The 26,787-nt window shown below is 35.9% G+C and carries 18 protein-coding genes; 13 read left to right on the top strand and 5 right to left on the bottom strand.

Annotated features, from left to right (window positions below; genetic code table 11):
- Positions 1 to 223: 223 nt before the first annotated feature.
- The 4 genes from rpsA (at position 224) to ACPF63_RS14100 (ending at position 7,235) form a co-directional block, all read left to right on the top strand.
- Entirely contained in the window at positions 224 to 2,014 is a 1,791-nt protein-coding gene (gene rpsA / locus ACPF63_RS14115; protein ID WP_426480341.1) for a 30S ribosomal protein S1, read from the top strand.
- A gap of 384 nt (positions 2,015 to 2,398) precedes the next feature.
- The gene (locus tag ACPF63_RS14110) at positions 2,399 to 5,050 is read left to right on the top strand and encodes a T9SS-dependent M36 family metallopeptidase (protein ID WP_426480340.1); all 2,652 of its coding nucleotides are present in this window, start codon (positions 2,399 to 2,401) and stop codon (positions 5,048 to 5,050) included.
- A gap of 125 nt (positions 5,051 to 5,175) precedes the next feature.
- Positions 5,176 to 6,162 (top strand): EamA family transporter, encoded by a 987-nt coding sequence (locus ACPF63_RS14105; RefSeq protein ID WP_426480339.1) that lies wholly within the window; start codon positions 5,176 to 5,178, stop codon positions 6,160 to 6,162.
- A gap of 80 nt (positions 6,163 to 6,242) precedes the next feature.
- Complete coding sequence (locus ACPF63_RS14100) at positions 6,243 to 7,235, top strand: alpha/beta fold hydrolase (RefSeq protein ID WP_426480338.1); 993 nt, start codon at positions 6,243 to 6,245, stop codon at positions 7,233 to 7,235.
- Between the two features lie 136 nt (positions 7,236 to 7,371).
- Here ACPF63_RS14100 and ACPF63_RS14095 read toward each other — a convergent pair whose 3' ends face one another.
- Positions 7,372 to 8,514: an MFS transporter gene (locus tag ACPF63_RS14095; RefSeq protein ID WP_426480337.1), complete on the bottom strand. Its 1,143-nt coding sequence runs from the start codon at positions 8,512 to 8,514 to the stop codon at positions 7,372 to 7,374.
- A gap of 76 nt (positions 8,515 to 8,590) precedes the next feature.
- Between ACPF63_RS14095 and ACPF63_RS14090 the strand changes: the two genes are divergently transcribed.
- Positions 8,591 to 9,373, top strand: coding sequence for an AraC family transcriptional regulator (locus ACPF63_RS14090; protein WP_219072409.1), 783 nt, complete (start codon positions 8,591 to 8,593; stop codon positions 9,371 to 9,373).
- Between the two features lie 200 nt (positions 9,374 to 9,573).
- Here the strand turns inward: ACPF63_RS14090 and rplS are convergent, their stop codons facing one another.
- Positions 9,574 to 9,930 carry a 50S ribosomal protein L19 gene (gene rplS, locus ACPF63_RS14085; protein ID WP_047376947.1) on the bottom strand — a complete coding sequence of 119 codons (357 nt, stop codon included), beginning with the start codon at positions 9,928 to 9,930 and terminating at the stop codon, positions 9,574 to 9,576.
- A 293-nt stretch (positions 9,931 to 10,223) separates the two neighbouring features.
- Here rplS and ACPF63_RS14080 point away from each other — a divergent pair, with 293 nt between their 5' ends.
- Positions 10,224 to 12,962 carry a fibronectin type III domain-containing protein gene (locus ACPF63_RS14080; RefSeq protein WP_426480336.1) on the top strand — a complete coding sequence of 913 codons (2,739 nt, stop codon included), beginning with the start codon at positions 10,224 to 10,226 and terminating at the stop codon, positions 12,960 to 12,962.
- Between the two features lie 197 nt (positions 12,963 to 13,159).
- On the opposite strand, the gene ACPF63_RS14075 is transcribed toward ACPF63_RS14080, so the two are convergent.
- Complete coding sequence (locus ACPF63_RS14075; protein ID WP_426480335.1) at positions 13,160 to 14,689, bottom strand: membrane-binding protein; 1,530 nt, start codon at positions 14,687 to 14,689, stop codon at positions 13,160 to 13,162.
- Between the two features lie 370 nt (positions 14,690 to 15,059).
- Here ACPF63_RS14075 and ACPF63_RS14070 point away from each other — a divergent pair, with 370 nt between their 5' ends.
- Entirely contained in the window at positions 15,060 to 15,761 is a 702-nt protein-coding gene (locus tag ACPF63_RS14070) for a CoA transferase subunit A (RefSeq protein ID WP_047423619.1), read from the top strand.
- Between the two features lie 49 nt (positions 15,762 to 15,810).
- Here ACPF63_RS14070 and ACPF63_RS14065 read toward each other — a convergent pair whose 3' ends face one another.
- Positions 15,811 to 17,613, bottom strand: coding sequence for an ABC transporter ATP-binding protein (locus ACPF63_RS14065; protein WP_426480334.1), 1,803 nt, complete (start codon positions 17,611 to 17,613; stop codon positions 15,811 to 15,813).
- 122 nt (positions 17,614 to 17,735) lie between these two features.
- On the opposite strand from ACPF63_RS14065, the gene ACPF63_RS14060 reads away from it, so the two are divergent.
- Positions 17,736 to 18,389 (top strand): CoA transferase subunit B, encoded by a 654-nt coding sequence (locus tag ACPF63_RS14060; RefSeq protein ID WP_047376943.1) that lies wholly within the window; start codon positions 17,736 to 17,738, stop codon positions 18,387 to 18,389.
- 1,251 nt (positions 18,390 to 19,640) lie between these two features.
- On the opposite strand, the gene ACPF63_RS14055 is transcribed toward ACPF63_RS14060, so the two are convergent.
- On the bottom strand, positions 19,641 to 20,450 hold the full coding sequence (locus tag ACPF63_RS14055; protein ID WP_426480333.1) for a DUF4197 domain-containing protein: 810 nt from the start codon (positions 20,448 to 20,450) through the stop codon (positions 19,641 to 19,643).
- 234 nt (positions 20,451 to 20,684) lie between these two features.
- On the opposite strand from ACPF63_RS14055, the gene ACPF63_RS14050 reads away from it, so the two are divergent.
- The 5 genes from ACPF63_RS14050 to ACPF63_RS14030 all read left to right on the top strand — a co-directional run bounded on the left by ACPF63_RS14050 (position 20,685) and on the right by ACPF63_RS14030 (position 26,761).
- Positions 20,685 to 22,949, top strand: coding sequence for a glycoside hydrolase family 20 protein (locus ACPF63_RS14050; RefSeq protein WP_426480332.1), 2,265 nt, complete (start codon positions 20,685 to 20,687; stop codon positions 22,947 to 22,949).
- Between the two features lie 18 nt (positions 22,950 to 22,967).
- A complete protein-coding gene (locus tag ACPF63_RS14045; protein ID WP_426480331.1) occupies positions 22,968 to 23,609 on the top strand; it encodes a Crp/Fnr family transcriptional regulator in 642 nt (213 codons plus the stop codon).
- Between the two features lie 273 nt (positions 23,610 to 23,882).
- Positions 23,883 to 24,677 carry a sulfite exporter TauE/SafE family protein gene (locus tag ACPF63_RS14040; RefSeq protein ID WP_426480330.1) on the top strand — a complete coding sequence of 265 codons (795 nt, stop codon included), beginning with the start codon at positions 23,883 to 23,885 and terminating at the stop codon, positions 24,675 to 24,677.
- 84 nt (positions 24,678 to 24,761) lie between these two features.
- Positions 24,762 to 26,186 (top strand): MBL fold metallo-hydrolase, encoded by a 1,425-nt coding sequence (locus tag ACPF63_RS14035; RefSeq protein WP_426480329.1) that lies wholly within the window; start codon positions 24,762 to 24,764, stop codon positions 26,184 to 26,186.
- A gap of 11 nt (positions 26,187 to 26,197) precedes the next feature.
- The gene (locus tag ACPF63_RS14030) at positions 26,198 to 26,761 is read left to right on the top strand and encodes a YeeE/YedE family protein (protein WP_426480328.1); all 564 of its coding nucleotides are present in this window, start codon (positions 26,198 to 26,200) and stop codon (positions 26,759 to 26,761) included.
- Positions 26,762 to 26,787: the final 26 nt, after the last annotated feature.

Below are 26,787 nucleotides of genomic sequence, written 5' to 3'. Positions count from 1 at the left end.
TCTGCTGATCAATCTATTACATTCATTTTAAAGATTCGATTGATTTTAATTAAATATGAATAAAGCTTGATTGTTGATGTTAAATAAAAAGTGTATCTTTGCATCCACTTTTGTGGCGAAAAGGTTTGATGGGTAAATTACTTAAAATTAATTACTTCCGTATTTTTTAATCCGCATTTATTCAAACCGTTAAAAAAGAAGGAATACAAATTTTTATTAGAAAATGTCAAAAGAGACAAATTCAGCAGAGGTTTTATTAAACCAAAACGTAGCACCGGAACAATTTGATTGGGATTCTTTCGAATCAGGTCTTGATGCAGATGCGAGAAAAGAAAAAAGCGATTTAGAAGAAATCTATAACGGATCTCTTAACAGCCTAAACGATAATGACGTTTTAGTTGGTAGAGTTGTAAGATTAACTGACAAAGAAGCTATCGTAGACATCAACTTCAAATCTGAAGGTGTTATTTCTCTTAACGAATTCCGTTACAACCAAGGCCTAAAAGTAGGTGACGAGGTAGAGGTAATGGTTGACAAGAGAGAAGACAAAACTGGTCAGTTACAATTATCTCACAGAAAAGCTAGAACGCTTAAAGCTTGGGATAAAGTAAACGAACTTCACGAAACTGGAGAAATCGTTAACGGTTTTGTTAAATCAAGAACTAAAGGTGGTATGATCGTTGACGTTCACGGAATCGAAGCATTCTTACCTGGTTCTCAAATTGACGTTAAGCCAATTAAAGATTACGATCAGTTCGTAGGAAAAACTATGGAGTTCAAAGTTGTGAAAATCAACCCTGAGTTCAAAAACGTAGTTGTATCTCACAAAGCATTGATCGAAGCAGATATCGAAGGTCAGAAAAAAGAAATCATCGCTCAGCTTGAAAAAGGTCAGGTTCTTGAAGGTACTGTTAAGAATATTACTTCTTACGGTGTATTCATTGACTTAGGAGGTGTTGATGGATTGATCCACATTACAGACCTTTCTTGGTCTAGAGTGAACCACCCATCTGAAATCCTAGAGGACGGACAGACTGTAAAAGTTGTAATCCTTGATTTCGATGATGAGAAAACAAGAATCCAATTAGGTATGAAGCAATTAGAAGCTCATCCTTGGGATGCTCTTTCTGCTGACTTGAAAGTAGGTGACAAAGTAAAAGGAAAAGTAGTAGTTCTTGCTGACTATGGTGCATTCGTAGAAATCGCTCCAGGTGTAGAAGGATTAATCCACGTTTCTGAAATGTCTTGGTCTACTCACTTAAGATCTGCTGGAGATTTCGTAAAAGTAGGTGATGAAGTAGAAGCTGAAGTATTAACTTTAGATAGAGAAGAAAGAAAAATTTCTCTTGGTATCAAGCAATTGTCTAAAGATCCATGGGAAAACATCGAAACTAAGTATCCGGTAGGATCTCAGCATGTAGGAACTGTAAGAAACTTCACTAACTTTGGTGTATTCGTAGAGCTAGAAGAAGGTATCGACGGATTAATCTACATCTCTGATCTTTCTTGGACTAAGAAAATCAAGCACCCATCTGAATTCTGTGCAGTAGGTGATAAATTAGATGTTGTAGTTCTTGAATTGGATATCCAAGCTAGAAGATTATCTCTAGGTCACAAGCAATTGACTGAAAACCCATGGGATAAATTCGAAACTAAATATGCTGAAGGAACTGTCCACGCTGGTAAAGCTGTAGAAGTTCACGATAAAGGAGCTTCTGTTCAATTCGAAGATGCTGAGGTTGAAGCATTCTGCCCTTCAAGATTATTAGAGAAAGAAGATGGATCTAAAATCAAAAAAGGTGAAGATGCTCAATTCAAAGTAATCGAATTCAACAAAGAATTCAAGAGAGTAGTAGTATCTCACACAGGTATCTTCAGAGACGAAGAAAAGAAAAACGTTAAAGAATCTTCTTCTAGAAACGTATCTTCTTCTTCAAACAACGAAGAAAGATCTACTCTTGGAGACATCGATGCATTAGCAGAGTTGAAAAGAAAAATGGAAGAAGGTAAATAATCTTTGAACCATTGATACATAAGGAGCCGCTCGTTTGAGCGGCTTTTTTTATCTAAATATATATGATAAATATAAAATTTGATAATAGAAAAGAATAAATTATAGAGCTTTTTCAAAAAAAATATTACATAAGTCAATAATTGTTAAAAAATATACATTGATGTGAGATTTATTTAATGAAATAACTACATTAAAAATATATAAAGGCGCAATAAATATAATGTGGCAGACATGAATTTATGATCAGGTTCTTTTTATTGAGAAATATGTAAAGTAATATTAGTTAGATATTTTCTTTGGGTATATATTTATTTTTAAATTTTAATTAAAAAAAAGATTTAATATTTGTGAATTATTTGTAGATTAGCGGCTTTAATAATGGATATGAAAAACAAAGCTCTACCCCTTTTATTTGCGGTCTTTTCTGCGTTTCCAACAGTATTGTTTGGACAGGATAATGAAAAACTGATTAAAGATTATATTTCTCAAAATAAAATAAGAGAATATAAAAAATATGATCTTAATAATATCATTATTGATAATGTAGATCCATCGAAATCATTGAATGGTAATGTTGTTAAATTTCTACAGACATATAATGGTTTGCCAATATACAATTCTGTAGGAACAGCATTGATTAAAGACAGTAAAATTGTTTATTATACAGATAATTTTGTAAAAGATTATACTGCATCTACATCGAGCACGGCTATTATTAATAAAACTGCTGCTCTTCAAAAAATTGCTGAAGACCTGAAAAACCCTGATATTGCAAATTTTACAATTCTTGAATATCTTGAAAAGACTCAAAAAAAAGCAACATCAGCCAATCAAAGACTTGTATATACCAACGACGAGAGTGGAAACCTGCGTTTGGCTTATGAATATACCTTAACAGAACCAAAGTCTCCAAATTTCTGGAATATTTTAGTAGATGCCAACAATGGGAATATTCTGTTAAAAAATAACCTGACTTTATCTTGTAATTTCAATCATGATGCTTACAGCTCAGATGCTGATTATAGCCATGCTGATCATTTTGACAATACATTAGTAGGACCTCAAAATAACATGGTACAGAACAATATTCCATTACTTTTACCAGATAATGCATCTTATAATGTATTTCCATTACCAATTGAAGCGCCTACTTTCGGTTCAAGATCAATTCTTACAAACCCTTGGCTTCTGAATGCTTCTCCTGAAGGATGGCATTCTGATGGAGTTAACCATTATACTTTTACCAGAGGAAACAATGTATTTGCTTATGAAGATGTTGCAGGAACAGCGTTGACAGCTCCTAACTATCTTACAGGAACTCCGGCAGAAGGAGGGTTTACAAGAAATTTTAATTTTTCTTTTAATATCAATGATACTTCTGTCAATAACAGGAATGCAGCCATCACTAATTTATTTTATCTGAACAACAGAATCCACGATGTTTTCTATCAGTTTGGATTTACAGAATCTGCCAAAAATTTCCAACAGAATAATTTTGGTAACGGAGGTGTAGATGATGACTCAGTATATGCTGAAGCTCAGGATGGCGGAGGTTTGAATAATGCAAACTTTAGTTCTCCTCAGGAAGGTTATAATCCTAAAATGCAAATGTATCTTTGGTCAACAACTAATAGCCGATTACTGTTTTATAATAGTCCAATTGCAGCAACTACACGTGAACCATTAGTTATGGGAGCTCAGTTTGGACCAGCTTTGAATATGTTAGGTGTAACAGGAGAGGTAAAATTAGCTTCAGATATACAAGGTTGCCAAGCATTACCGGCTGGATCCCTTAACGGTAAGATTGGCCTTGTTGAAAGAGGAGGTGGAACGAATTGTGGGTTTTCTGTAAAAGTAAAGAATGCCCAGAATGCAGGAGCTATTGGAGTTATAGTATATAATAATTCTGCAGCAGTTAATATTCCCCCGTTAATGGGAGGTACGGATACTACGATTACGATTCCTTCAATCCTTGTAACAAATTCAGAAGGAGAATATATAAAAAATCAAATTGCTTCCAATGCAGCTGTAAATGTTACATTGAAAAAAGATCCCGCATATAATGTAGTTCCAGACGGCAGCTTTGATAATGGAATTGTCATTCATGAATATGGACATGGTATTTCAAATCGACTTACAGGTACAGGATCTGGAGGATGTCTGAATGCTAATGTGAGTAAAGAGCAAATGGGAGAAGGATGGTCTGATTTCTTTGCGTTAATGTTAACTAATAAAGCAGGAGATAATGCTTTAGTACCAAGGGGTGTGGGTACATACGTAGGAGGACAGCCGACTGAAGGAGGAGGTATAAGGCCGGTAAGATATTCTCCAAACTTTGCTGTTAATGATTTTACTTATGGAGATACTAATACAATGCAATATACCAATTCTAATGGTAATCTGGTTCCAGATGTACACTCTATAGGGTTTGTTTGGGCAACAATGCTATGGGATCTCCACTGGAAGTATGTTGAAAAATACGGGTATGCCTCAGATGTATTGAGCAATACGACGAATGGAAGTACAAGAGTATTACAGTTAATTACTAATGCTTTAAAGCTTCAGCCATGTAATCCAAGTTTCGTTGAGGGAAGGGATGCAATATTGGCAGCAGAATTAGCAACCACACAAGGACAGGATAAATGTATGATTTGGAATGTTTTTGCAAAAAGAGGTTTAGGGGTAAATGCTTCGGCTGGAGTGAAGAATAACATTACAGATCAGTTGGAGAATTTTGCAGTGCCTGAAGAGTGTTTCCTGGCTACTAATGAAGTGAAAAGTACAAAGGATAATAAAGTTATGATCTATCCGAACCCTGCTAAAGACGAGTTTTATATCAACTTCCCAAGCAATACCCTTGGAAAAGTAAGTGTAGAACTTTATGATATGTCAGGTAAACTGGTTTCTTCTGAAGATAAAATTTCACCGGATGCTAAGAAAGCAATTTCTACAAGCAATCTGGTAAACGGAACTTATATGGTTAAAATCAAAGGACTTGGTTTTGAAGCCGCTTCAAAAGTAATGGTTAAAAAATAATTTACTTATTAATTAATTTCAAAATCGCCGCAAGCTTGCTTGCGGCGATTTTGTTTATCTATCATTATAACACTTCAGATAGGTTTAATTTATATGTTGTACCTTTGCAGGCTGTTAAAAAAATTATGAAGAAGAAAAATATACTAAAAGGTGTTTTATTTGTAGGGATTGGAGCTAGTATATACGGTATGTTGGCCACTTTTGTGAAAATGGCATACCATGATGGTTTCACCACTTCGGAAGTAACGACTTCCCAGTTTGTATTAGGTTTGACAGGACTTTTGATCCTCAATCTTATTCAGACTCTAACCTCAAAACAGAAGTTATCGCTGCCAAATTCTAAAGAAGTCAGAATGCTACTGCTTGCCGGAACTTCTTTAGGAGGAACAAGCTTATTCTATTATATTGCTGTACAGTATATCAATGTTTCAATTGCTATTGTATTGTTGATGCAGTCGGTATGGTTCAGTGTAGTGGTGGAAAGTATCATTACAAAAAAACTACCTAACGCGAGGAAAGTAGTTTCTGTAGTTATTGTATTGCTGGGAACAGTTTTGGCAACTAATCTTATTAATATGGAGATAGAGCTAGACTGGCATGGGGTTTTCTGGGGATTAATGGCAGCCGCTTCATATACCTTGACGATGTTCACATCCAATACGCTGGCTACCCATCTTCCGGTTTTCAGGAAAAGTATTATCATGTTGGCTGGTGGTTCTGTAGTGGTTTTTGCATTTTTATTCTTTGCTCAGATTGGGCCTATGTATTTTGATGGTTTAAAATCATTATACTTAAATTTTACAGAAAATACAGAGCATATTCACTCATTCAATTATTCAATATTCCTGACATATGGATTTGTGTTGGCTCTTTTTGGAACCATTATCCCACCGATTTTATTCAATGTAGGATTTCCAAATGCAGGATTGGGACTAGGAAGTATCGTTTCTTCACTGGAACTTCCGGTTTCCGTAACGATGGCTTTTGTTTTACTGGGTGAGAAAGTATTTCTGATCCAATGGATAGGAATTGTCTTAATCCTTTTTGCTATTGTTCTGATGAATTTACCGTCAAAGAAAGAAAAAGCAGTTTCAATGGCAGAATTGTCTTAAAAATATTTAAATAAAATAATAGTTGAAACCGTTCCTTTTGGAGCGGTTTTTTTAATTTTAATCCTTTAAATAAAAGTTTCATGAAATATTTCAGAAATATAATGGCCGCTTTTACATTGACGGTCTCAGGTTTTATGTTTTCACAGGTAAAACCTCTGGATGCAATGCTGTCTGATTATCAATATCCCTATGAAGTTCATTTTTTTAATTTCAAGTCGCAGGGCGAAGAGTTGAAAATGGCTTACATGGATGTAAAACCACAAAATCCTAATGGAAAAACAATAATGCTTCTCCATGGGAAAAACTTCAATGGGGCTTATTGGGAGAGGACAGCGAAAGATCTTTCTGCTAAAGGATTCAGAGTGGTGATTCCTGATCAGATAGGATTTGGAAAGTCTTCAAAACCCCATGATTACCAGTTTTCTTTTTCACAGCTGGCAGAAAATACGAAAGGAATTCTTGATGAACTAAAGATTGATAAAGTAATCGTTCTGGGACATTCAATGGGAGGAATGGTAGCGACCAGATTTACATTACTATATCCGGGGAAAGTACAGAAACTGATTCTTGAAAACCCGATCGGACTTGAAGATTATAAAACTTTTGCTACTTACCAGACCATTGATCAGGCGTATCAATCTGAACTTAAAAATACATCGGAAACCTATAAAAGTTATCAGCTGAAATTCTATTATGATAACAAATGGAAAGAAGAATATCAACCATGGCTTGACTTAATTGCAGGGTGGACGCTTCATAAAGATTATCCTCAGGTAGCCTGGGATGCAGCACTCACCTCAGATATGATTTACAACCAGCCCGTATGTTATGAATTTAAAAATATAAAAGTTCCCACACTGCTTATTATTGGAACTAGAGACAGGACTGCAATCGGGAAAGATAGAGCTCCCAAGGAACTTCAACCGAAAATGGGGCAATATCAGGAGCTAGGAAAGAAAACTCAACACGAAATTGCCGGTTCAAAGCTTGTAGAACTTGACAATGTAGGACATCTTCCTCATATAGAAGTATATCCTCAATTTTTTGACGCACTGTATCATTTTATACAATAGAATAAGCTTAATAACTATAAAATATTTGAAACATTAAGTTGGATAAGTGATTAGAATATTAAGTTATTTTATTTACTATTTTATCTTTAATGAAATTTAACCATTCTGACTCTTTATTAAACTTAATGTTTCAAATTTATTGTTCCCTGTGATTAATGAGTAGTAAAGCACACACACCAATTCCCGAAAACAAGATACAGGAAATTCCTAAATTCTGTATAAAACCAATGCTTATAAGGCCTAAACCTATCAGGATATAATAAATAAGTCCCAGCAAAGCTCCGGCACTTCCGGTTTCGTTTTTATAATTGATGAGTGCAGTACTCAGAATATTAGGAATTACAGTGCTGAATGCCATCACAATGAAGAAATATGGAATTAAAAAATATATCCCTTTACTTGCCAGAATCCATACAAAAATAGAGGCGATAAATGCAGTAAATGTACCTGTTTTAACTAAATGTTTAGGTTGTATGTTTCTCAATAACAGGAATCTGTTAAGTTTTGCTCCGGCAAATGTTCCACCAGCCAATATAACACTACTGTATCCGAAAACATAAGAGAAATAATGATATTCTTTAAAGATAAACGGAGCCAGTGAGTAGTAAGAAAACAGCAAGACATTAAAACTCATAATCAGTAAACAGCACTTTATAATCGCTTGGTCAGAAAGCATCCTCTTTAATAAATCAGTTAAAATACCCATGTTGATTTCTTTTACTGAATATTGGGTTTCTGAAATTTTTTTCCGGGAAAGAATAAAAAATAGCCCTGCAAGCAGGCATAAGGTTATAAAAATGCCCTGATGCCCAACAGAAGAAGACAATACAGATCCGGTAATCATTCCTATTACAGGACTTATGGATAAACCAATCCCGATCCAGGAAAATACTTTGCTGATGTTTTTTTGATCATAAGTATCTCTTAAAATCGTTTGGGTTACAATAGAGCCGACGGAGATTCCAAATGCAGAAATAACCCTGGCACTAAGGAGAATCATGAAATTGGGTGCAAAAATAGCTGTCAGTGTTCCAATTCCATAGGTGATAAACCCATATTCAAGGGATTTTTTCCTTCCGATTCTGTCACATTGAACTCCCCAAAATGCAACTCCCAGAGCAAATGCTATAAAATATAAGCTGATCGTAAGGGAAACAGATTCTTCTTTCACTCCGAACTGTTCCTGAATCATTGGCAAAACCGGGCTATAAATGGTTTCTACAAACTGAGGAAGCATTACAAGTACAGTCAGCAGCCAGATAGGATTTGTCTTTTTCATTTTTTTTCTGCAAAGTTTCCAAAATTTCAATGTATATTTATAATGATATAAAAACAAAAAACATCAAAAATAAGACATGGCTGTATTGGAACAAAATGAAGAGTTTGATGCGGATTCTATTCGGGAAAAAGTCATTGGAATAGCTTCTGATATGGTGATGCATGATTCCGGCTTTCATTTTCATACAACGAAAGCTCAGCTGCTATATGCACCTTCTGGCTGTATGACAGTCACTACTTCTGACAGGCAGTTCGTTCTTCCTCCATTCAGAATGCTTTGGATTCCTGCCAATGAGAGGCATAGGGTAAATTTTAGAAATATTGTAGCTTACAGATCAGTCTATTTTGATAAATGCTATGCAGAAAAATATATGAACTCCAGCCTTAAAGTTTTGCATGTAAATCCATTATTAAAAGAAATTATAGAAAGGATCTGCTTTTGGGAATGGTCAGATCTTAGAAATGATCAGGTCAGTTTACTGAATGTATTTTGGGATGAAATAAGCAGAGCTCCGGAGGAAAAGCTGGAACTTAAAATACCGCAAGACAGACGTTTAAAGAAATTTTCAGAAGAGTGGACTCTGCGCTATGCTATGCCGCCGATGTTGAAAGACCTTGCCGAAAAGGCTGGGGCAGTTGAGAAAACAATCAGCCGTATTTTTAAAAAAGAAACAGGGCTGTCTTACCAGGAATGGAGGCAGCAGTGGCGGTTGCAGCGATCGATTGAACTTTTGGTAGAAGGTAATTCAATAGGAGAAGTGTCTCATATTTTAGACTTTTCATCAGACAGTGCTTTTATAGATTTTTTCAAAAAACAGACGGGAACCACACCTTTGCAATATCTCATAAAACATGAGTAATATTTTTTGTAGGTAATAAATAGTTCGGATAGTTCTACACCCTGTCAAGGTTTTAAACCTTGACAGGGTGTACATCGTTGAATGATATTGATAATTTAGAAACAAAAAGGAACTTCAAATAGAAAATAAAGAATGTTTTAAACAAGAAAAGAGACTGTTTACGGATAAACAGCCTCTTTTTGTATGTATTGTTGTCTGAATTATTTCTTCTTGTAAGCAGCGTCTTTGATTCTTGCTTTCTTACCTCTAAGGTCTCTGAAGTAGTAAATTCTAGCTCTTCTAACTCTACCTTTTCTATCAAGCTCAATTTTTTGAAGCGCAGGCAGGTTAATAGGGAATACTCTTTCTACACCTACATCACCACTCATTTTTCTGATAGTGAAAGTTTTTGTAGAACCAGTACCTCTTAATTGGATAACTGTTCCTTTGAAGAACTGAGTTCTTGTCTTTTGTCCTTCTTTAATTTCGTAATACACAGTAATTGTATCACCTGCTTTGAATTCAGGGAATTCTTTTTTCGCAATGTACTTGTCTTGTACGTACTTTAATAAATCCATTATTAATAAATAAAATGTTAAAGCTAAGCAACTTACACGTTCTTCGTCAGAGGTTGAATAACAGGTTGCAAATGTACAAAATAGTTTTCAAATATGCCAAATAATTAATGTACTAAAAACTATAATTTTTTCATTCAGGTTTTGCTGAAAAATTAATGGTTTCTTTAAAATACCATCAGACAGAGTTTATATGGGAAACCTACTTTTGCCCGAAGTAAAAAATCCGGACAGCGATTTTTTAAATTCTTGATTCACAACTTAAAACTATATGTTATTTTAAAACTAAAGCTATTATGAAACATTATTTCTTCTTTTTTTGTTTCGCGGTCCAGATGGCTTTCGGACAGGTTTTGTTTCCATATTTACAAAACCCAACCCCGAATTCTATGATCGTCAATTGGAAAACAGCTTCCAATAATGAAACAACTGTAATCTACGGGAATTCTCCAACGAATTTGAACGTGACGGTAACAGGGACAACCAATATCTTCTCAGATACCGGATATAATAACAACTATTATTATCACACAGCAAAGGTTACCAATTTGCAGCCGAACACTAAATATTATTATAAGATAAAAACGGGAACCAGTGAATCTGCCGTTTATAATTTCAGAACACTTCCTTTGCCGGGACAGGCCGTAACTGCCAATGGAAAGATCCGTTTCCTTATTATGGGGGACAACCAGATCAAAGCAGAGCCAAGATATGATACGCTTACTTTGAATGCGTATAAAAAATTAAAGGAAAAATTCGGAGCTGCTTCAGATCCATCAGATAATATTGCCCTTACTTTTATGGTGGGTGATCAGGTGGATGTAGGAACATTGGACCATTATGAGAATGTTCACTTTAAAAAGAACATCAAATTATCACCTTATCTGCCTATCCAGACAACAGTAGGAAATCATGAAACCTATGGAACGATGGGAATGAATTCTTACTATGCCCATTTTTATATTGATGAAATTAATTATAAAGGGATAAGCTCAGGTAATGAAAATTATTATGCTCAGCAGGCTGGGAACGTGTTATTCGTAAGTTTAAGCTCAGAACATACGGGTTCTGCACAGCAGACATGGCTTCAGCAAATCTTAACAGCAGCTAATAATGATACTACAGTAGACTGGATCATTTCTTTGAGCCACAGACCTTATCAGGCTGAGCAGTATGTAGGAGATATCTCTACATGGGTAAGAGAAAATGCAGTACCGCTTCTGGTAACTTCGGATAAATATTTAATGCACGTTGGTGCTCACCACCATTTATATCACAGAGGTCAGCTGAAAAATACACCGAATTATCAGATTATTTCCGGAGGAACGGCTTGGGATCAGTATTGGGGAATGTCTAATGAAAAAGATTTTGATGATGTTCAGAAAACCTTTACAGACTGGACGTATCAGATCGTAGAAGTAGATATTCCGACAGGAAAAGTGGATATTGAATGTTATTCTATCGGAGGAGTATACAACAAGAAAAATAATGTACTGGTAGATTCTTTCCATAGGTATAAAAATCAGTCTAAACCGGCAAAACCATCCATTACAAACACTTTTACGGGTACTACTACTTTGCCTTTGACATTGAATGGAAGCGCATTTTCATCTTCAAATAATGAACTGTTGAACACGACACAGTTTCTGATCAGTAAGACATCCAATTTTTCTGTGATTGAAAAAGAATTTTACCGTGATTTTGAAAACTGGTTCGGAAAAGACGGAAATGGAACTCCTGATAAAACCAAAAATCTGAATGATGGAGTAGACATTACAAAAGCAACACTGGCTTCGAACTCTATTCCAAACGGAATTTATTACGTGAAAACCCGTTACAGAGACAGAAACCTGGAATGGAGTGACTGGAGTGATGTGAAACAGTTTGAAATCACGGGAAGTGTAGTTTCAAATCCTACATTTACTTTAAATAAAACAGAATATGCCCAAAATGAAGCCATTACCGCTACTTTCACAGGAGGTCCCGGAAATCAGCAGGATTGGGTAGGAATTTATAAAAAAGGGCAAACGCCGGCCAGTACTACTTCACAAGTGTACAGTTATACTAATGGACAGGTAGCAGGAACGGTTACATTTAATAATGGTATGGCTAATAAAGGTCAGTATTTTGCAGGATTTTTTGCTAACGGAGGGTATACAGAAATCACTCCAAGAAAAGAATTCTATGTAGGTCCGAAAGTTCAGCTGCAGACCACTTCTGATACGTATCCCGTAGGAGGAACGGTTGTTCTTAATTTTACAGACGGGCCTAATTTACAGAAAGACTGGATTGGAATTTATAAAATGGGACAGACTCCGGGAACTACAGCTTCTATCAAATGGAGCTATGTAACGACTGCATCAGGAACATTGAATTTTACAGGACTTCCGAAAGGATACTACTACGCTCAGTATCTGCTGGAAGACGGATATAACGGAATCGGGGAGAAGGTATTCTTTAAAGTAGGAGATATCGTTACAGATCTTTGGATCAATAAACCGGTATATACTTTGGGAGAAAATATTACGGCTTCATGGACGGATTCTCCGGGAATTATCAAAGACTGGTTAGGAATTTACCCTCAAAGTGTTCAGACACCGGATGACAATTTTGTTTCTTATACGTATTTTGACGGTGTAACTCAGGGGACAAAAACTATTCAGGGAACAGCAGTGCCTGCCACACCAGGAAACTATTATATGGTCATGTTTACCAATGATTCTTATACAGAAGTTTCAAACAGGGTACAGTTTCAGGTAACCTCACCAACATTAGGAACGGAAGAAACAAGAAGTACAGAGAAAAATGTAGTGTTGTATCCAAACCCAACCAAACCTGGACAGCCTACTTTTATCAAAAGTGATTACCCAATTGAAAAAATTGAATTGGTCTCAGCTTCTGGAGAATTACTGTATGTGTCAAAAAATATCAATAACCAACGTTTCTCTTTGGTGAATGAGAATCTTCCGGCGGGCGTTTACTTTGTAAAAGTACACGGAAGAAAACTATTTACTTTAAAACTGATCATTCAGTAAATAAATTACATACAATTATAATGAAGAGGCTGTCAGAAATGATAGTCTCTTTTTTATTGTTTAATATAATGCCTGCTCAATCTGAACAATTTGCAGAAATGTGTACCACAAACATTTGTGAAAATCTGTGTCATCTGCGTTTAAATAAAAAGGCGATTCCAAAAATTGAAATCGCCTTTCATATGTTTATGCAGTGATTAGTCTAAATATAGATCATCTTCGCTTAATGCCGCCGGATTTTCGGTAGAAGCATATTCGTCCGGAATATCAGCCAGTATTTTGGTTTCCTGAAGAAGCTTTCCATCCGTACTGTAAAGTTTTAAGAGTACCCATTTTCCATTGCGTTCAAGTTCTTTAACTCCGTTTAAGGTGTTGAACTTTATTTTTCCGCTTTGTAAGATACCTGCTTTTACAGAAGATTTATTGGCGGGTTTCCCTTTTACATACTGTACAATTTGTGCTGTGAAAAAGTAATCATTATCTCCGTCTTCACTCAAAGGCTGGTTGTAAGTGTATAAGAGAATACCTTTATTATCATAGATAGTGGCGTCGTAAGCTGTTTGTTTAGAATTTAATTTCTTCTCAGATTTCAGCTTTTTCTCTTCAGTATATATTTTAGTATTCACTAAAACGCCTTCCTTATATTGTGTTTCGGTAAATCCTTCATAGGCTGTACCATTATAAGGCATTTCATCTTTATAGGTTAAGGTAGATTTCAGTTTTCCATCCGGAGAATAATATTTAATCTCCTGGGTAACATCGTCTTTTAAAATTTTCTCAGATGATAATTTTCCTTCTTCGTCAAAATATTTACTGGTGATGATTGAGCCGTTTTTATATACATCAATAGAAGATATCAGTGCATAATCATAATTAAGCTGATAATCTTCACCCTCTGTCGGCTGGTAAATATCATTCTCTTTATCGTACTGATAAATAAGGTGGCCTATTTTTTTACCAGATTCATCATAAGTGGTTTTATAACCGTCTTTTTTGTTTCTCTTCTGTTCCTGAAGCAGCTTTCCGTTTTTAGCATAGATGATACTTTCCTTTATACTGCCGTCACTTTTAGTTTTTTCGATTTTCGAAATCCTCATTGGATTCGGATAATAATCTACCTGCAGTCCCTCTCCTGAACCCGAAGGAGATGTACCAATAAGTTTCCCTTTCTCACCGTAATATTTAGTCTCATAATTACCGTCTTTGTCAGAAGTGGTTTCATATCTGATTCCTTTAATATCATCATCATAAATAATGGTCTTTATGGGCAGAGAATTTTCATAATTGGTTATCGTGTTATAAAAAGATTCATTTTCAGGATCCTTGTATGACACCATTTTTCCAGTAAAGTTACCGTCAGCTTTGTAGACCATATCTTCTGTAATCCGGCCTCTATCATCATAAGACTGAGAATCTCCCACCTGCTTTCCGTTAGAATAAGTTACGGTACTCATGATCTTTCCTTCAGGAGTGTACCAGACTACTTTTCCGTCAAAAACTTCACTGTTGGGAGTTGCATCAGAAGCAAGTCCTTCCATTTGAAGTTTTCCGTCCTTATAAAAATCTTTGATAAGGGTGAGTTTGCCTTTAGGAGTCGTTTCACGGTAATATTCCATTTTATCCTGAGTGGTTTTTTCCCAGTTTTCATCAAAATATGTTTTTTCTTGTGCATACATATTGATGCTGAGTACCAGGGCAAGTAATGCTGAGGTAAATAATTTTTTCATGTTTTATTTAAGGTTTGATTTTGTATATGATTAATGTGATGGTATAATGTTGAAATATTCTCTGAAGAGATCAGAAGAAGTAAAAGGGCAATAATGGTCTGCCGTAAAATAATTTTTATATTAAAATTGTGTTTAAGTCAATGATATCCGAAATAAGAATACACTGTATCTCTGGATTTGAAGCCTCAAATATAAATCAAATTGACGAAAAATACCACAAAAACGAACAGACTTGTTCATTTGTTTTGATAAAAGTTTGATTTTTATAGTTTTACATATCGAAAAAAAGGATTCTATTCAGGATCATTTTGGTTCATCGGATATACCGGAAAATTTATTAAATTTAGCCAACAGAAAAATCTAATATTTCATGATAGATAAAAGAGTAAAAAATGCAAAGGAGGCCATCGAAGGAATTCAGGATGGAATGACACTGATGCTTGGCGGATTCGGACTTTGCGGTATCCCGGAAAACTCAATCAATGCTTTGGTAGAAAGTGATGTGAAAGATCTGACTTGTATTTCAAACAATGCAGGAGTAGATGATTTCGGATTAGGATTACTGCTTCACAAAAGACAGATCAAGAAAATGATCTCTTCTTATGTAGGAGAAAATGCTGAATTTGAAAGACAGATGCTTTCAGGTGAGCTGGATGTAGAACTTACTCCACAAGGGACCTTAGCTGAAAAATGCAGAGCTGCCCAGGCGGGAATTCCTGCTTTTTATACCCCTGCAGGATACGGAACTGAAGTAGCAGAAGGAAAAGAAGTAAAAGAATTCAAAGGGAAACCTCACATCCTGGAGCATGCTTACGAAGCAGACTATTCTATCGTAAAAGCATGGAAAGGAGACCACGCCGGAAACCTTATCTTCAAAGGATCTGCAAGAAATTTCAATCATCCTATGGCAGGAGCTGCGAAGATCACGATTGCTGAAGTAGAAGAACTGGTAGAACCGGGACAATTGGATCCCAACGAAATTCATATTCCGGGAATCATGATTCAAAGAATTTTCCAGGGAGAAAAATTTGAAAAAAGAATTGAGCAGAGAACAGTAAGAACTAAAGAATAAGCTCGAATAATAAAATAAAAAAGCGCTGAAAATATTTTCAGCGCTTTTTTTATGCTTGAGGATTCAGTGTTTTTCTTTCTCCGATTTGTTGTCTCCACATGGCATAATAAAGGCCTTTTTCGGCAATCAGATTGCTGTGGGAGCCTGTTTCCACTACCTGCCCACGTTCAAGAACATAGATTTTATCAGCATGCATAATTGTACTTAAACGGTGTGCAATAAGTACTGTAATTTGTTCTCTTTCTTTTGATATGTCCTTAATGGTTGTAGTAATTTCTTCTTCAGTAATACTGTCCAACGCAGAAGTAGCTTCATCAAATATCAGCAGATGAGGTTTTCTTAAAAGCGCTCTTGCAATGGCAATTCTTTGCTTTTCACCGCCACTCAGCTTCAGACCGCCTTCACCAATAACGGTTTCAATTCCTTTTTCAGCCCTTTCAAGCAATGCTGTACAGCTCGATTTCTGTAAAGCAACAGCCAGTTCCTCTTCAGTAGCTGAAGGATTTACGAAAAGAAGGTTTTCTTTAATAGTTCCTGCAAATAACTGGGTATCCTGCGTTACAAAACCAATTTGATTTCTCAGTTCATCAAAATCAAACTCCTTTCCATTAATTCCATTGTAAAAAATATTCCCTTCCTGAGGTCTGTACAATCCAACCAGCAGTTTTACCAATGTACTTTTTCCGGAACCGCTAGGCCCTACAAAAGCAATAGTTTCTCCGTTTTTAAGATCAAAAGAGATATTATTCAAGGCTTTATACTGAGCAGACTGATGTTTGAAAGAAACATGTTTGAATTCCAGCTCTTCAATAGCGCCAATCTGTTTTGGATGAAGAGGCTTTTCTTCTACTTCTTTTTTCATTAAACGGTCAAAATTCTGAAGAGAAGCTTCTGCTTCACGGTAAGAAATAATGATGTTCCCGATTTCCTGCATAGGCCCGAAAATAAAGAAACCATAAAACATCAGAGATAGATACTGCCCTGGAGTCACAATATTTTTAAAAATTAAATACAATAAAGTCAGGGTAATCATTTGCTGGAGAAAATTCACCATCGTTCCCTGGATAAAACTTAAAGAACGGATGCTTTTCACCTTTCTCAGTTCAAGACCAAGGATTTTATAAGTATTGTTATTTAAACGGATTACTTCCTGATTGGTTAATCCTAAACTTTTAACAATCTCAATATTTCTTAAACTTTCTGTAGTACTTCCCGCTAGAGCAGTAGTCTCGGTAACAATATTTTTCTGAATACCTTTTATCCTTTTGCTCAAGAGATTGGTAACAAAGGCAATCAGGAAAATTCCACATATATAAACTGGCATGATCGACCAATGTAAACGGATAGCATACACTGAAACGAAAATAATACTGACTAAAATTCCAAAGAAAATATTGATAAAATTGGTAATGAATTTCACCGTATCTTCCCTTACTTTTGTTAAAATAGACAAGGTTTCACCACTTCTCTGGTCCTCAAATTCCTGATAAGGAAGAGCCATGGAGTGCTTTAATCCGTCTGTAAATATCTTCGCTCCAAACTTTTGGGTAATCACACTTACTACATAATCCTGAAAAGCTTTTGCAATTCTACTTACCATCGCTGTTCCGATAAGTAACCCTAGAAAATAAAATGCGCCATGATATACTGTGCTGCCGTAGAGATATTCGTTAAGGTTTCTGGGCAGCAGTTTTTCTTTATCAAAAAAATTAGGGTGAGTAACCAGCTGATCCAGGATATTTCCTGTAATAGCCGGCGCAAATAAAGAGAAAACCTGATTAATAGTAGCCAAAAATAAAGAAATGAGAATCAGCCACTGATAAGGTTTAAGATATTTAAAAAGTATTTTCATTCTGTTAAAATAATGAGGCAAAATTACAGATATTATTTTAACTAACAGTGTTAATTATTGAACACAACAAAGCTCTTTTGTATTCAAGTGAAAATAATTAAATTGCAGTCTAAGTTTTTATTATGCTTACAAAAGAACAAATTGCCAAAAGAATTTCAAAAGAACTGAAAGATCGCTATTATGTAAACCTGGGAATTGGGATTCCTACTTTGGTTGCCAACTATGTTCCGGAAGGTATTTCCGTAGAATTCCAGAGTGAGAACGGAGTTTTGGGGATGGGGCCTTTCCCTTTCGCAGGAGAAGAGGATGCTGATATCATCAATGCCGGAAAACAAACCATTACTATTTTAGAAGGAGGTTCATTCTTTGATTCCGCATTCAGTTTCGGGATGATTCGTGGTCAGAAAGTAGACCTTACTATCCTTGGAGCCATGGAAGTTTCAGAAAACGGAGATATTGCCAACTGGAAAATCCCCGGAAAAATGGTGAAAGGAATGGGAGGTGCTATGGACCTTGTAGCTTCTGCTGAAAATATTATCGTTGCAATGATGCATGTAAACAAAGCAGGAGAAAGCAAAATCCTTAAGAAATGTACGCTTCCATTAACAGGAGTCAACTGTGTGAAAAAAGTGGTTACTGAATTAGCTGTTCTGGATGTAACTCCGGCAGGTTTCAAACTCGTGGAAAGAGCACCGGGAGTTTCAGTAGAAGATATTATTAAAGCTACAGAAGCAGATCTGATCATTGAAGGTGAAATTCCTGAAATGCAGTTCTAATTTGATACAATATAACAGTTTCGGCCTCACAAAGTGAGGCCGAAACTGTTTTTATAACACAGGAAATTATCATCTAAAAATTGACAATTATTTCTAATGACGATCTTAAAGCGACATAGGAAATCGTAGCGTTAAGAAAATAATCCTGTGAACGTTAAGAAAATTCTCCTGTCCGAAGCGCGACACGAATTTGGAACTAATTAACCAATATAGATTTCGCGCAAGTTTAGAATTTTTAGAGAATATGATTTATTTTTAGCGGAGAGATCCCAGTCTTGAATTTTTGTTTCTTTTGTTTCAAGGCAAAAGAAATTAAAACCCAACAAAAAAGCAGCCTCAACATAAAACAGTTTTTTTATCATTTAAAATTTGACAAATATCTCTAATGATGACCCTAAAGCGACATAGGAAATCGTAGCGTTAAGAAAATAATCCTGTGAACGTTAAGAAAATTCTCCTGTTCGAAGCGCGAGACGAATTCAGTACCAATTAAGAAATAATGATTTCGCGCAAGTTTAGAATTTTTAGAGAGCAGGAATTATTTTTAGCGGAGAAGTCCCAGTCTTGAATTTTTGTTTCTTTTGTTTCAAGACAAAAGAAATTAAAACCAAAAAAGCAGCCTCAACATAAAACAGTTTTTTTATCATTTAAAATTTGACAAATATCTCTAATGATGACCCTAAAGCGACATAGGAAATCGTAGCGTCAAAAAAATAACTCCTGTGAACGTTAAGAAAATTCTATTGTCCGAAGCGCGAGACGAATTCAGTACCAATTAAGAAATAATGATTTCGCGCAAGTTTAGAATTTTTAGAGAGCAGGAATTATTTTTAGCGGAGAGATCCCAGTCTTGAATTTTTGTTTCTTTTGTTTCAAGACAAAAGAAATTAAAACCAAAAAAGCTGCCTCAACATAAAACAGTTTTTTTATCATTTAAAATTTGACAAATATCTCTAATGATGATCTTAAAGCGACATAGGAGATCGGAGCGTCAAAAAAATAACTCCTTTGAACGTTAAGAAAATTCTATTGTCCGAAGCGCGACACGAATTTGGAACTAATTAACCAATATAGATTTCGCGCAAGTTTAGAATTTTTAGAGAGTAGGAATTATTTTTAGCGGAGAGACCCCAGTCTTGAATTTTTGTTTCTTTTGTTTCAAGACAAAAGAAATTAAAACCAAAAAAGCTGCCTCATCAATGAAACAGCTTTTATATATTTTAACGGTTAGTAGGTCATTCAACCTCTTAATTATTTCCCATCCTGAGCCCCAAATACCTTCTGCAAAATGCTTGTCGTCCTCATTGCAGGTGTATTTCTGATTCCGCTTTCTTTATCGGCTACCATTTTGAATACGCCGTTGATGGTTTCTGTAGTAACATATTCGTTAAGATCTGTTGTTACAGACTGTCCCGTAAAAGTATTATATTTTGAAATCAGATTTTTCCAAAGCGTATCAGCACCTACTTTTCCTAATGAGGCTTTTACTTTAGGCTGAAAAGCACTGAATAGCTGAGATTGGGTTTTCCCCTGAAGATAACTTGTTGCTGCGTTATTACTGCCCAATAAAATATTCTTGGCATCCGTAATGGTCATAGAGGTAATAGCGTTGGTGAAAATAGGAGCAGCTTCCGTTACGGCATCTTCAGCGGCTCTGTTTAATAATTTTACACCTTCATCAGCAAGGCTTCCCATACCGATGGAACGTAAAGTAGTGTCGATCTTTCTTAATTTTTCAGGCATTAAAATTTTTACCGCTTCATTTTTAAAAAAACCATCTGTAATCGCCAGTTTTTTGACTCCGTCCGTTACCCCCATGCTTAAAGCTTCTTTTAAACCTGAAGAAATCTGGGTAGAAGTAAGGTTTCCAAGATTGGCAGATGAATTATTAGTCTGACTGGAAGTTGTGGTGGTAGTGGTTTTAGTACCGTTAGTTTTTACCGGAGCATTCAGATCTACACCTGTTTTATCTTTAACGGCAGATTTCATGATATCGAAAATCTGTGCCTGTGTTGACATTGAGAATAATAATCCGGCTGCCAGAAAAATGTTTTTTTTCATCTTATTTTTTTACAAATTTAAATCTTTTAATTTTTTTAAGTCGTCTAAGTTGATCAAAAAGCAAACCATAATGTACAGAATATAATAGAAGAATATCTAAGAACATGTTTTAGCAAATGGTAAATTGTCCATTCATAAGAATCTAAACAATTGAAAGTGCCTAAATTTTGTTTTTAAAAAGACTCCAAGAGTTTTGAAAAATAATTATCTTAGCTCAAACCTTAACCACTTCCAATGATACGGACTTTTTTAGTATTTTTTGTATTGATTTCAAACGTGATTTTAGCCCAAAATAAATTGAATCTAATCCCTTACCCTCAAAAAGTTGAATCTTTACAGGGAGAATTTATCATTCCTGAAAAATTCGTATTAAGTGGCGATCTGCCAAAAGAGGAAACAGAATATTTCAAAAAAAGGATAGGATCTCAGTTAGAATTTCAATATGCTCAGAAGAGTGGTGGTATTCATTTAACGAGTTCTATGATTCCTCCGCTTTCTCCGGCAGATGCTGAACAGAAAAAAGAATATTACTCAATAGAAATTTCTCCAAACCAAATTCATGTAAAGTCTTATACCAAGCAAGGATATTTTCTGGCTCTTCAAACTTTAATTCAGATTATTGAGCAGTTTAAAGAAACAAAAAAAATTCCGGCAATGAAGATTGAAGATCAGCCGAAGTTTGCCTGGAGAGGAATGCATCTGGATGTATGCCGTCACTTTTTCACAGTGGATGAGGTGAAACAGTATATCGACTATCTGGCCATGTACAAACTGAATATTTTCCATTGGCATTTAACAGATGACCAGGGATGGAGAATTGAAATAAAAAAATATCCAAAGCTTACTCAGATTGGATCAAAACGTAAAGAATCCATGATTGGAGCTTATGTTGATAATACTTTTGACGGAAAGCCATACGGACCTTATTTTTATACCCATGAACAAATAAAAGAGGTGGTAAAATATGCTCAGGACAGACATATCACAGTAGTTCCGGAAATCGAAATGCCGGGCCATGCTTTGGCTGCTTTATCCGCATATCCTGAATTGGCCTGTACAAAAGGACCTTTTGAAGCCGCTACGAAATGGGGTGTTTTTGATGATGTTTTCTGTCCGAAGGATGAAACATTTACGTTCCTGGAGAACGTTTTGGACGAGGTGATGAAGCTATTCCCATCCAAATACATTCACATCGGCGGTGACGAATGCCCGAAGACGAGATGGAAAGAATGTGCACACTGTCAGGAATTAATTAAGAAAAATAACTTAAAAGATGAGCATGGCTTACAAAGCTATTTCATTCATAGAATTGAAAAATATGTCAACAGCAAAGGACGAAAAATCATTGGCTGGGACGAAATTTTAGAAGGAGGATTGGCACCCAATGCTGCTGTAATGAGCTGGACTGGTGTAAACGGAGGTATTGAAGCTGCAAAATCAAAGCACTTTGCTGTAATGACGCCCGGAGCATATTGTTATTTCGACCATTATCAGGGAGATCCGCAGTCAGAGCCTAATGCTTTTGGAGGTTTTACTCCTTTAGACAAAGTATATTCTTACAATCCTATTCCTTCCGAACTGAATGCAGAGCAGGAAAAATATATCATGGGAGTTCAGGCCAATTTATGGACAGAATATATTTTAGATTTCAAACAGGTGCAATATATGATCTTTCCAAGATTAATGGCACTTTCTGAAGTAGGCTGGGGAACAGCGGACCCCAAAAATTATAAAGAATTTGAAAACAGGGTAATCAACCAGTTTAAAGTTCTGGATAAGATGAAGGTGAACTATGCAAAGAGTATTTATAATATCACCGGAAAAGTAATTCCTTCAAATAACGGAATTGCTTATGAACTGTCAACTTCACAAAACTCAAGTGGGATCAGGTACACATTGGACGGAACAGATCCTTCCATCAATTCTAAAACCTATCAGAATGCTGTACAGATTCCTAATTCTTTAACGATAAAATCTGCTTATTTTGAAGACAGCCAGTTGAAAAGCGCTGTTTCTACTCAACAATTTACCATTTCAAAGACCACAGGGAAAAGTATAAGTCTTGAACAGCAGCCCAGTGAGAATTATTCTTTCGGAGGCGCTTTTACTTTAGTTGACGGTATTATTGGAAATGTAAAACAGTTGGGTAAAACATGGCTTGGTTTTCAGGGGAAAGATGTGGTGGCAACCATAGATTTTGGACAAAAAACAGCTTTTTCAGAAGTTTATTTCAATACTCTTGAAAATAAAGGAAGCTGGATTCACCTTGCCAGATCTGCAAAAATTTTCGTTTCTGATGACGGTAAGAATTTTAAAATGATCAAGGAAATTGCTGCTGCAGAGATCCAAAATGCCAAAGGAAAAATCAAATTGAACGTAGAAACACAAAATGCAAAATTCCTGAAGGTAAGTATTGAAAATGCAGGAATCATTCCGGCAGGAAACCCAGGAGCAGATTCAAAAGCATGGTTGTTTGTTGATGAAATTGGTGTAAATTAGCTTTATTAGAAATAAAAAATGCAGGACGATACCGTACTTTCTTCCGAATTTTCATCATCACCGGATCTGGTAGAAAAGCTGTATCAATATGGTACAACCAAAAGCTATCATGAAGGAGATATTATATTAGATGAAAATGCTTCCATCCGTTCCATTCCTATTGTGATGAAAGGAATGCTGAAAGTCATCAGGACAGAAGAAGACGGACGTGAAATTTTACTGTACTACATCAAAGCGGGAGAAAGCTGTATCATGTCTTTTCTTGGCGGGATGCACAATGAAAAAAGCATTGTAAGGGCCGAGATTGAGGAAGATGCGGAAATCCTTTTTCTGCCTGTAGACAAAGTGTCTTTATTCATCAAAGAACACCCGGAATGGTTAGACTATATCTTCAGATTGTATCATAAAAGATTTGAAGAACTATTGGATATCATCAATGCCATTGCTTTCAAAAAAGTAGATGAAAGACTGTTGAATCTGCTGCAGAAAAAATCAGAACTTACCCATTCTGAAACCATTAACACAACTCATGAGCAGCTTGCGAATGAGCTGGGAACCGCAAGAGTAGTAGTTTCCAGACTTCTAAAACAGCTTGAAGAAGAAGGAAAATTGAAATTGGGCAGAAACAAAATCACCCTTTTAAAAACCCTCAATTCATAAACTATACCTCATTTTAATAAAGGATACTCAAATTCCCATCCTTTGGAGGGGGCAAAAATTCAGAGAATTTTTGACGGGGTGGTCAATGATCATCACAAACCAAAAGTAAAGCAATCTCAAAGTTGAAAGATTACTCTATCTCCCAACATAATCTCTTGTGTTCTTTGTGAGCATATTTGTGTTCATTCGTGTTAAATTTCCTTATGTAACAAAAGTAGCTGTAGCCTTCCCTTCACTTTCCCATTTTTACATCAGAATTATTTGAATAGTAAAATGGAAATTATAGGGTATGCAGCAGCAGTTTTAATCGGGATCTCTCTCGGTCTGATCGGAGGTGGAGGAAGTATTCTCACCGTTCCCGTTTTGGTTTATCTCTTTGGTCTCGATGCCTTTCTGGCAACGGAATATTCCCTTTTTATAGTGGGAGTGAGCAGTTTGGTGGGGTCAATGTCGTATTTTAAAAAAGGGTTGGTCAATTTTAAAATGGCAATGATATTTGGAATTCCTTCTGTGATTTCCATTTTTCTGACCAGAATATATCTTCTTCCTTTTATTCCGGAAGAGGTACTCAGAGTGCAAAAATTTATCATTACCAGAGATATTTTTTTATTATTGGTTTTTGCAGGTCTGATGATTCTGGCTTCTTATAAAATGATAAAAAGCAATGTTTCAGAAAAACTTCCAGAAAGGACTTTGGATAAGAATAATGCTTTGCTTGCAGCTGGGCAGGGTTCTGTTGTAGGCGTTCTGACCGGATTGGTAGGAGCAGGAGGTGGTTTTATGATCATTCCTGCGTTAGTCAACCTTTTGAAAATTCCAATGAAGATTGCGATAGGAACTTCTTTAGTCATTATCTCTTTCAATTCTTTGATAGGCTTCTTCTCTTCTGTAAATCAAGTAAAAATAGAATGGAAACTATTGATCTCTATTACAACAATTGCCATTGCAGGAATTGTAATAGGTTCACAGTTATCAAAAAAGATAGACGGTAAAAAACTGAAACCGGCATTCGGATGGTTTATCCTGATCATGGGTATTTATATTATGGCTAAAGAAATATTCTTTTAAATTTCTTATGTAACAAAAGTAGCTGTGGAGGAAAAAATAAAGCAGGAAATTTGTATCAGATAACAAAATCAAAAAAAATATATAATGAAAATAGAACAGATTTATACAGGATGTCTTGCGCAGGGAGCTTACTACATCACTTCAGCTGGGGAAGCAGTAATTATTGATCCTTTAAGAGAAACACAGCCTTATATCAACAGATTGCAGGAAGATGGAGTACAGTTGAAATATATTTTTGAGACTCATTTTCATGCTGATTTCGTAAGCGGGCATCTTGATTTAAGCCATAAAACCGGAGCTCCGATTGTGTATGGACCGAGCGCAAATCCTGAGTTTAAGGCCATCATTGCAGAAGATCATCAGATATTTGAAATAGGAGATATTAAAATTAAAGTCCTTCATACACCTGGACACACTCTTGAGAGCTCATGTTATCTCTTGATGGACGAAAATGGCGTTGAAAAAGCACTTTTCAGCGGTGATACCTTATTCCTTGGAGATGTAGGCCGTCCCGATCTGGCACAGAAAGGAGCGAATATGACTCAGGAAGAACTGGCAGGACTCTTATATGACAGTTTGTATCATAAAATTTTGCCTTTACATGATGATATTACTGTATATCCTGCCCACGGGGCCGGTTCTGCCTGTGGTAAAAATATGCAGAAAGAAACGATAGATATATTGGGAAACCAGAAAAGAACCAATTATGCTTTGAATCAAAAAGACAGACAAAGTTTTATAAAAGAAGTAACAGATGGACTTTTACCTCCTCCTGCTTATTTTGCAATGAATGTTATGATGAATAAAAAAGGATACAACAGTTTTGATGAAGTTCTTTCTCAGGGATTGCATGCTCTTGCTCCGGAAAAGTTTGAGGAAATTGCTGAAGCTTCAGGAGCTTTAGTTTTAGATGTAAGAAACAATCGTGAATTTGCAAAAGGTTTTATCCCACAGTCGGTGAATATAGGACTGGATGGTGATTTTGCCCCTTGGGTAGGAGCTTTAATTGCTGATGTAAACCAACCTATTCTTCTGGTAACGGAAAAAGGAACTGAAGAAGAAGCGGTAACAAGATTAAGCAGAGTGGGATTCGATCATATTTTAGGATTTTTGGAAGGTGGATTTAAAGCCTGGGAAATGAATGGAAAAGAAACAGACTTTATCAACCGAATTTCTGCAGAACAGTTTGAAACCGAAATAAAAGGTAATGAAGAAAAAATCATTGATATAAGAAAAGAGAGTGAATACAATGCAGAACATCTTCATGAAGCCTACAGCATGCCTTTAGCGTATATTAATGAATGGGTTAATGAATTACGGGCGGAAGAACATTTTTATATGCATTGTGGAAGCGGATACAGAAGTACAATGGCCGCAAGCATCCTTCAGGCAAGAGGATATAGGAATTTTACAGAAATTGAAGGAGGTTTTAAAGCTATTGCATCCACTACAAGTATTCCTAAAAGTGATTTTGTGTGTCAGACTAAAATTTTAAATAAATTAGATTAAAAAAAGAAAAAATGCTGGAGATTATAAAAGAACCGTGGCCATGGTATATTGCAGGCCCATTAATTGGTCTTACCGTTCCTGCCTTATTGCTGATGGGAAATAAATCCTTTGGAATAAGCTCTTCACTGAGGCATGTCTGTGCTGCCTGTATACCGGCAAATGTGAACTTTTTCAAATACGACTGGAAAAAAGAAGCCTGGAATTTATTTTTTGTACTAGGAATCTTCTTCGGAGGAATAATTGCTGCCAATTTTTTGCTTAATCCTGCAGAAATAACAGTTAATCCTGATCTGAAAACCGAACTGGCAGGCTACGGAATTACAGATTACAGCAATCTGGTTCCGGTACAGCTGATGAATTTTGAAAATCTGCTGACCTGGAAAGGATTTATCACAATGGTTGTTGGTGGTTTTTTAGTAGGTTTCGGAACAAGATATGCAGGAGGATGTACCAGCGGGCATGCAATTATGGGGCTTTCCAATTTGCAGTGGCCTTCTTTGGTGGCAACAATCTGTTTTATGATCGGTGGTTTTTTAATGGCCAATCTTATTCTGCCTGTGATCCTTTCCCTGTAAGTTTAATTTGTAAAGAGAATTTGAAA

Source organism: Chryseobacterium sp. R2ACT005 (assembly GCF_049949215.1).
In the GTDB taxonomy this organism is placed as follows: domain Bacteria; phylum Bacteroidota; class Bacteroidia; order Flavobacteriales; family Weeksellaceae; genus Chryseobacterium.
This window is presented reverse-complemented; position numbering and strand designations above follow the sequence as displayed.

Coding starts and splice junctions, on each gene's coding strand:
- ACPF63_RS14070 (WP_047423619.1), top strand. CDS start 15,060: ATGATAGATAAAAGAGTAAAAAATGCAAAGGAGGCCATCGAAGGAATT.
- ACPF63_RS14050 (WP_426480332.1), top strand. CDS start 20,685: ATGATACGGACTTTTTTAGTATTTTTTGTATTGATTTCAAACGTGATT.
- rplS (WP_047376947.1), bottom strand. CDS start 9,930: ATGGATTTATTAAAGTACGTACAAGACAAGTACATTGCGAAAAAAGAA.
- ACPF63_RS14035 (WP_426480329.1), top strand. CDS start 24,762: ATGAAAATAGAACAGATTTATACAGGATGTCTTGCGCAGGGAGCTTAC.
- ACPF63_RS14065 (WP_426480334.1), bottom strand. CDS start 17,613: ATGAAAATACTTTTTAAATATCTTAAACCTTATCAGTGGCTGATTCTC.
- ACPF63_RS14100 (WP_426480338.1), top strand. CDS start 6,243: ATGAAATATTTCAGAAATATAATGGCCGCTTTTACATTGACGGTCTCA.
- ACPF63_RS14055 (WP_426480333.1), bottom strand. CDS start 20,450: ATGAAAAAAAACATTTTTCTGGCAGCCGGATTATTATTCTCAATGTCA.
- ACPF63_RS14095 (WP_426480337.1), bottom strand. CDS start 8,514: ATGAAAAAGACAAATCCTATCTGGCTGCTGACTGTACTTGTAATGCTT.
- ACPF63_RS14030 (WP_426480328.1), top strand. CDS start 26,198: ATGCTGGAGATTATAAAAGAACCGTGGCCATGGTATATTGCAGGCCCA.
- rpsA (WP_426480341.1), top strand. CDS start 224: ATGTCAAAAGAGACAAATTCAGCAGAGGTTTTATTAAACCAAAACGTA.
- ACPF63_RS14045 (WP_426480331.1), top strand. CDS start 22,968: ATGCAGGACGATACCGTACTTTCTTCCGAATTTTCATCATCACCGGAT.
- ACPF63_RS14110 (WP_426480340.1), top strand. CDS start 2,399: ATGAAAAACAAAGCTCTACCCCTTTTATTTGCGGTCTTTTCTGCGTTT.
- ACPF63_RS14075 (WP_426480335.1), bottom strand. CDS start 14,689: ATGAAAAAATTATTTACCTCAGCATTACTTGCCCTGGTACTCAGCATC.
- ACPF63_RS14090 (WP_219072409.1), top strand. CDS start 8,591: ATGGCTGTATTGGAACAAAATGAAGAGTTTGATGCGGATTCTATTCGG.
- ACPF63_RS14105 (WP_426480339.1), top strand. CDS start 5,176: ATGAAGAAGAAAAATATACTAAAAGGTGTTTTATTTGTAGGGATTGGA.
- ACPF63_RS14060 (WP_047376943.1), top strand. CDS start 17,736: ATGCTTACAAAAGAACAAATTGCCAAAAGAATTTCAAAAGAACTGAAA.
- ACPF63_RS14080 (WP_426480336.1), top strand. CDS start 10,224: ATGAAACATTATTTCTTCTTTTTTTGTTTCGCGGTCCAGATGGCTTTC.
- ACPF63_RS14040 (WP_426480330.1), top strand. CDS start 23,883: ATGGAAATTATAGGGTATGCAGCAGCAGTTTTAATCGGGATCTCTCTC.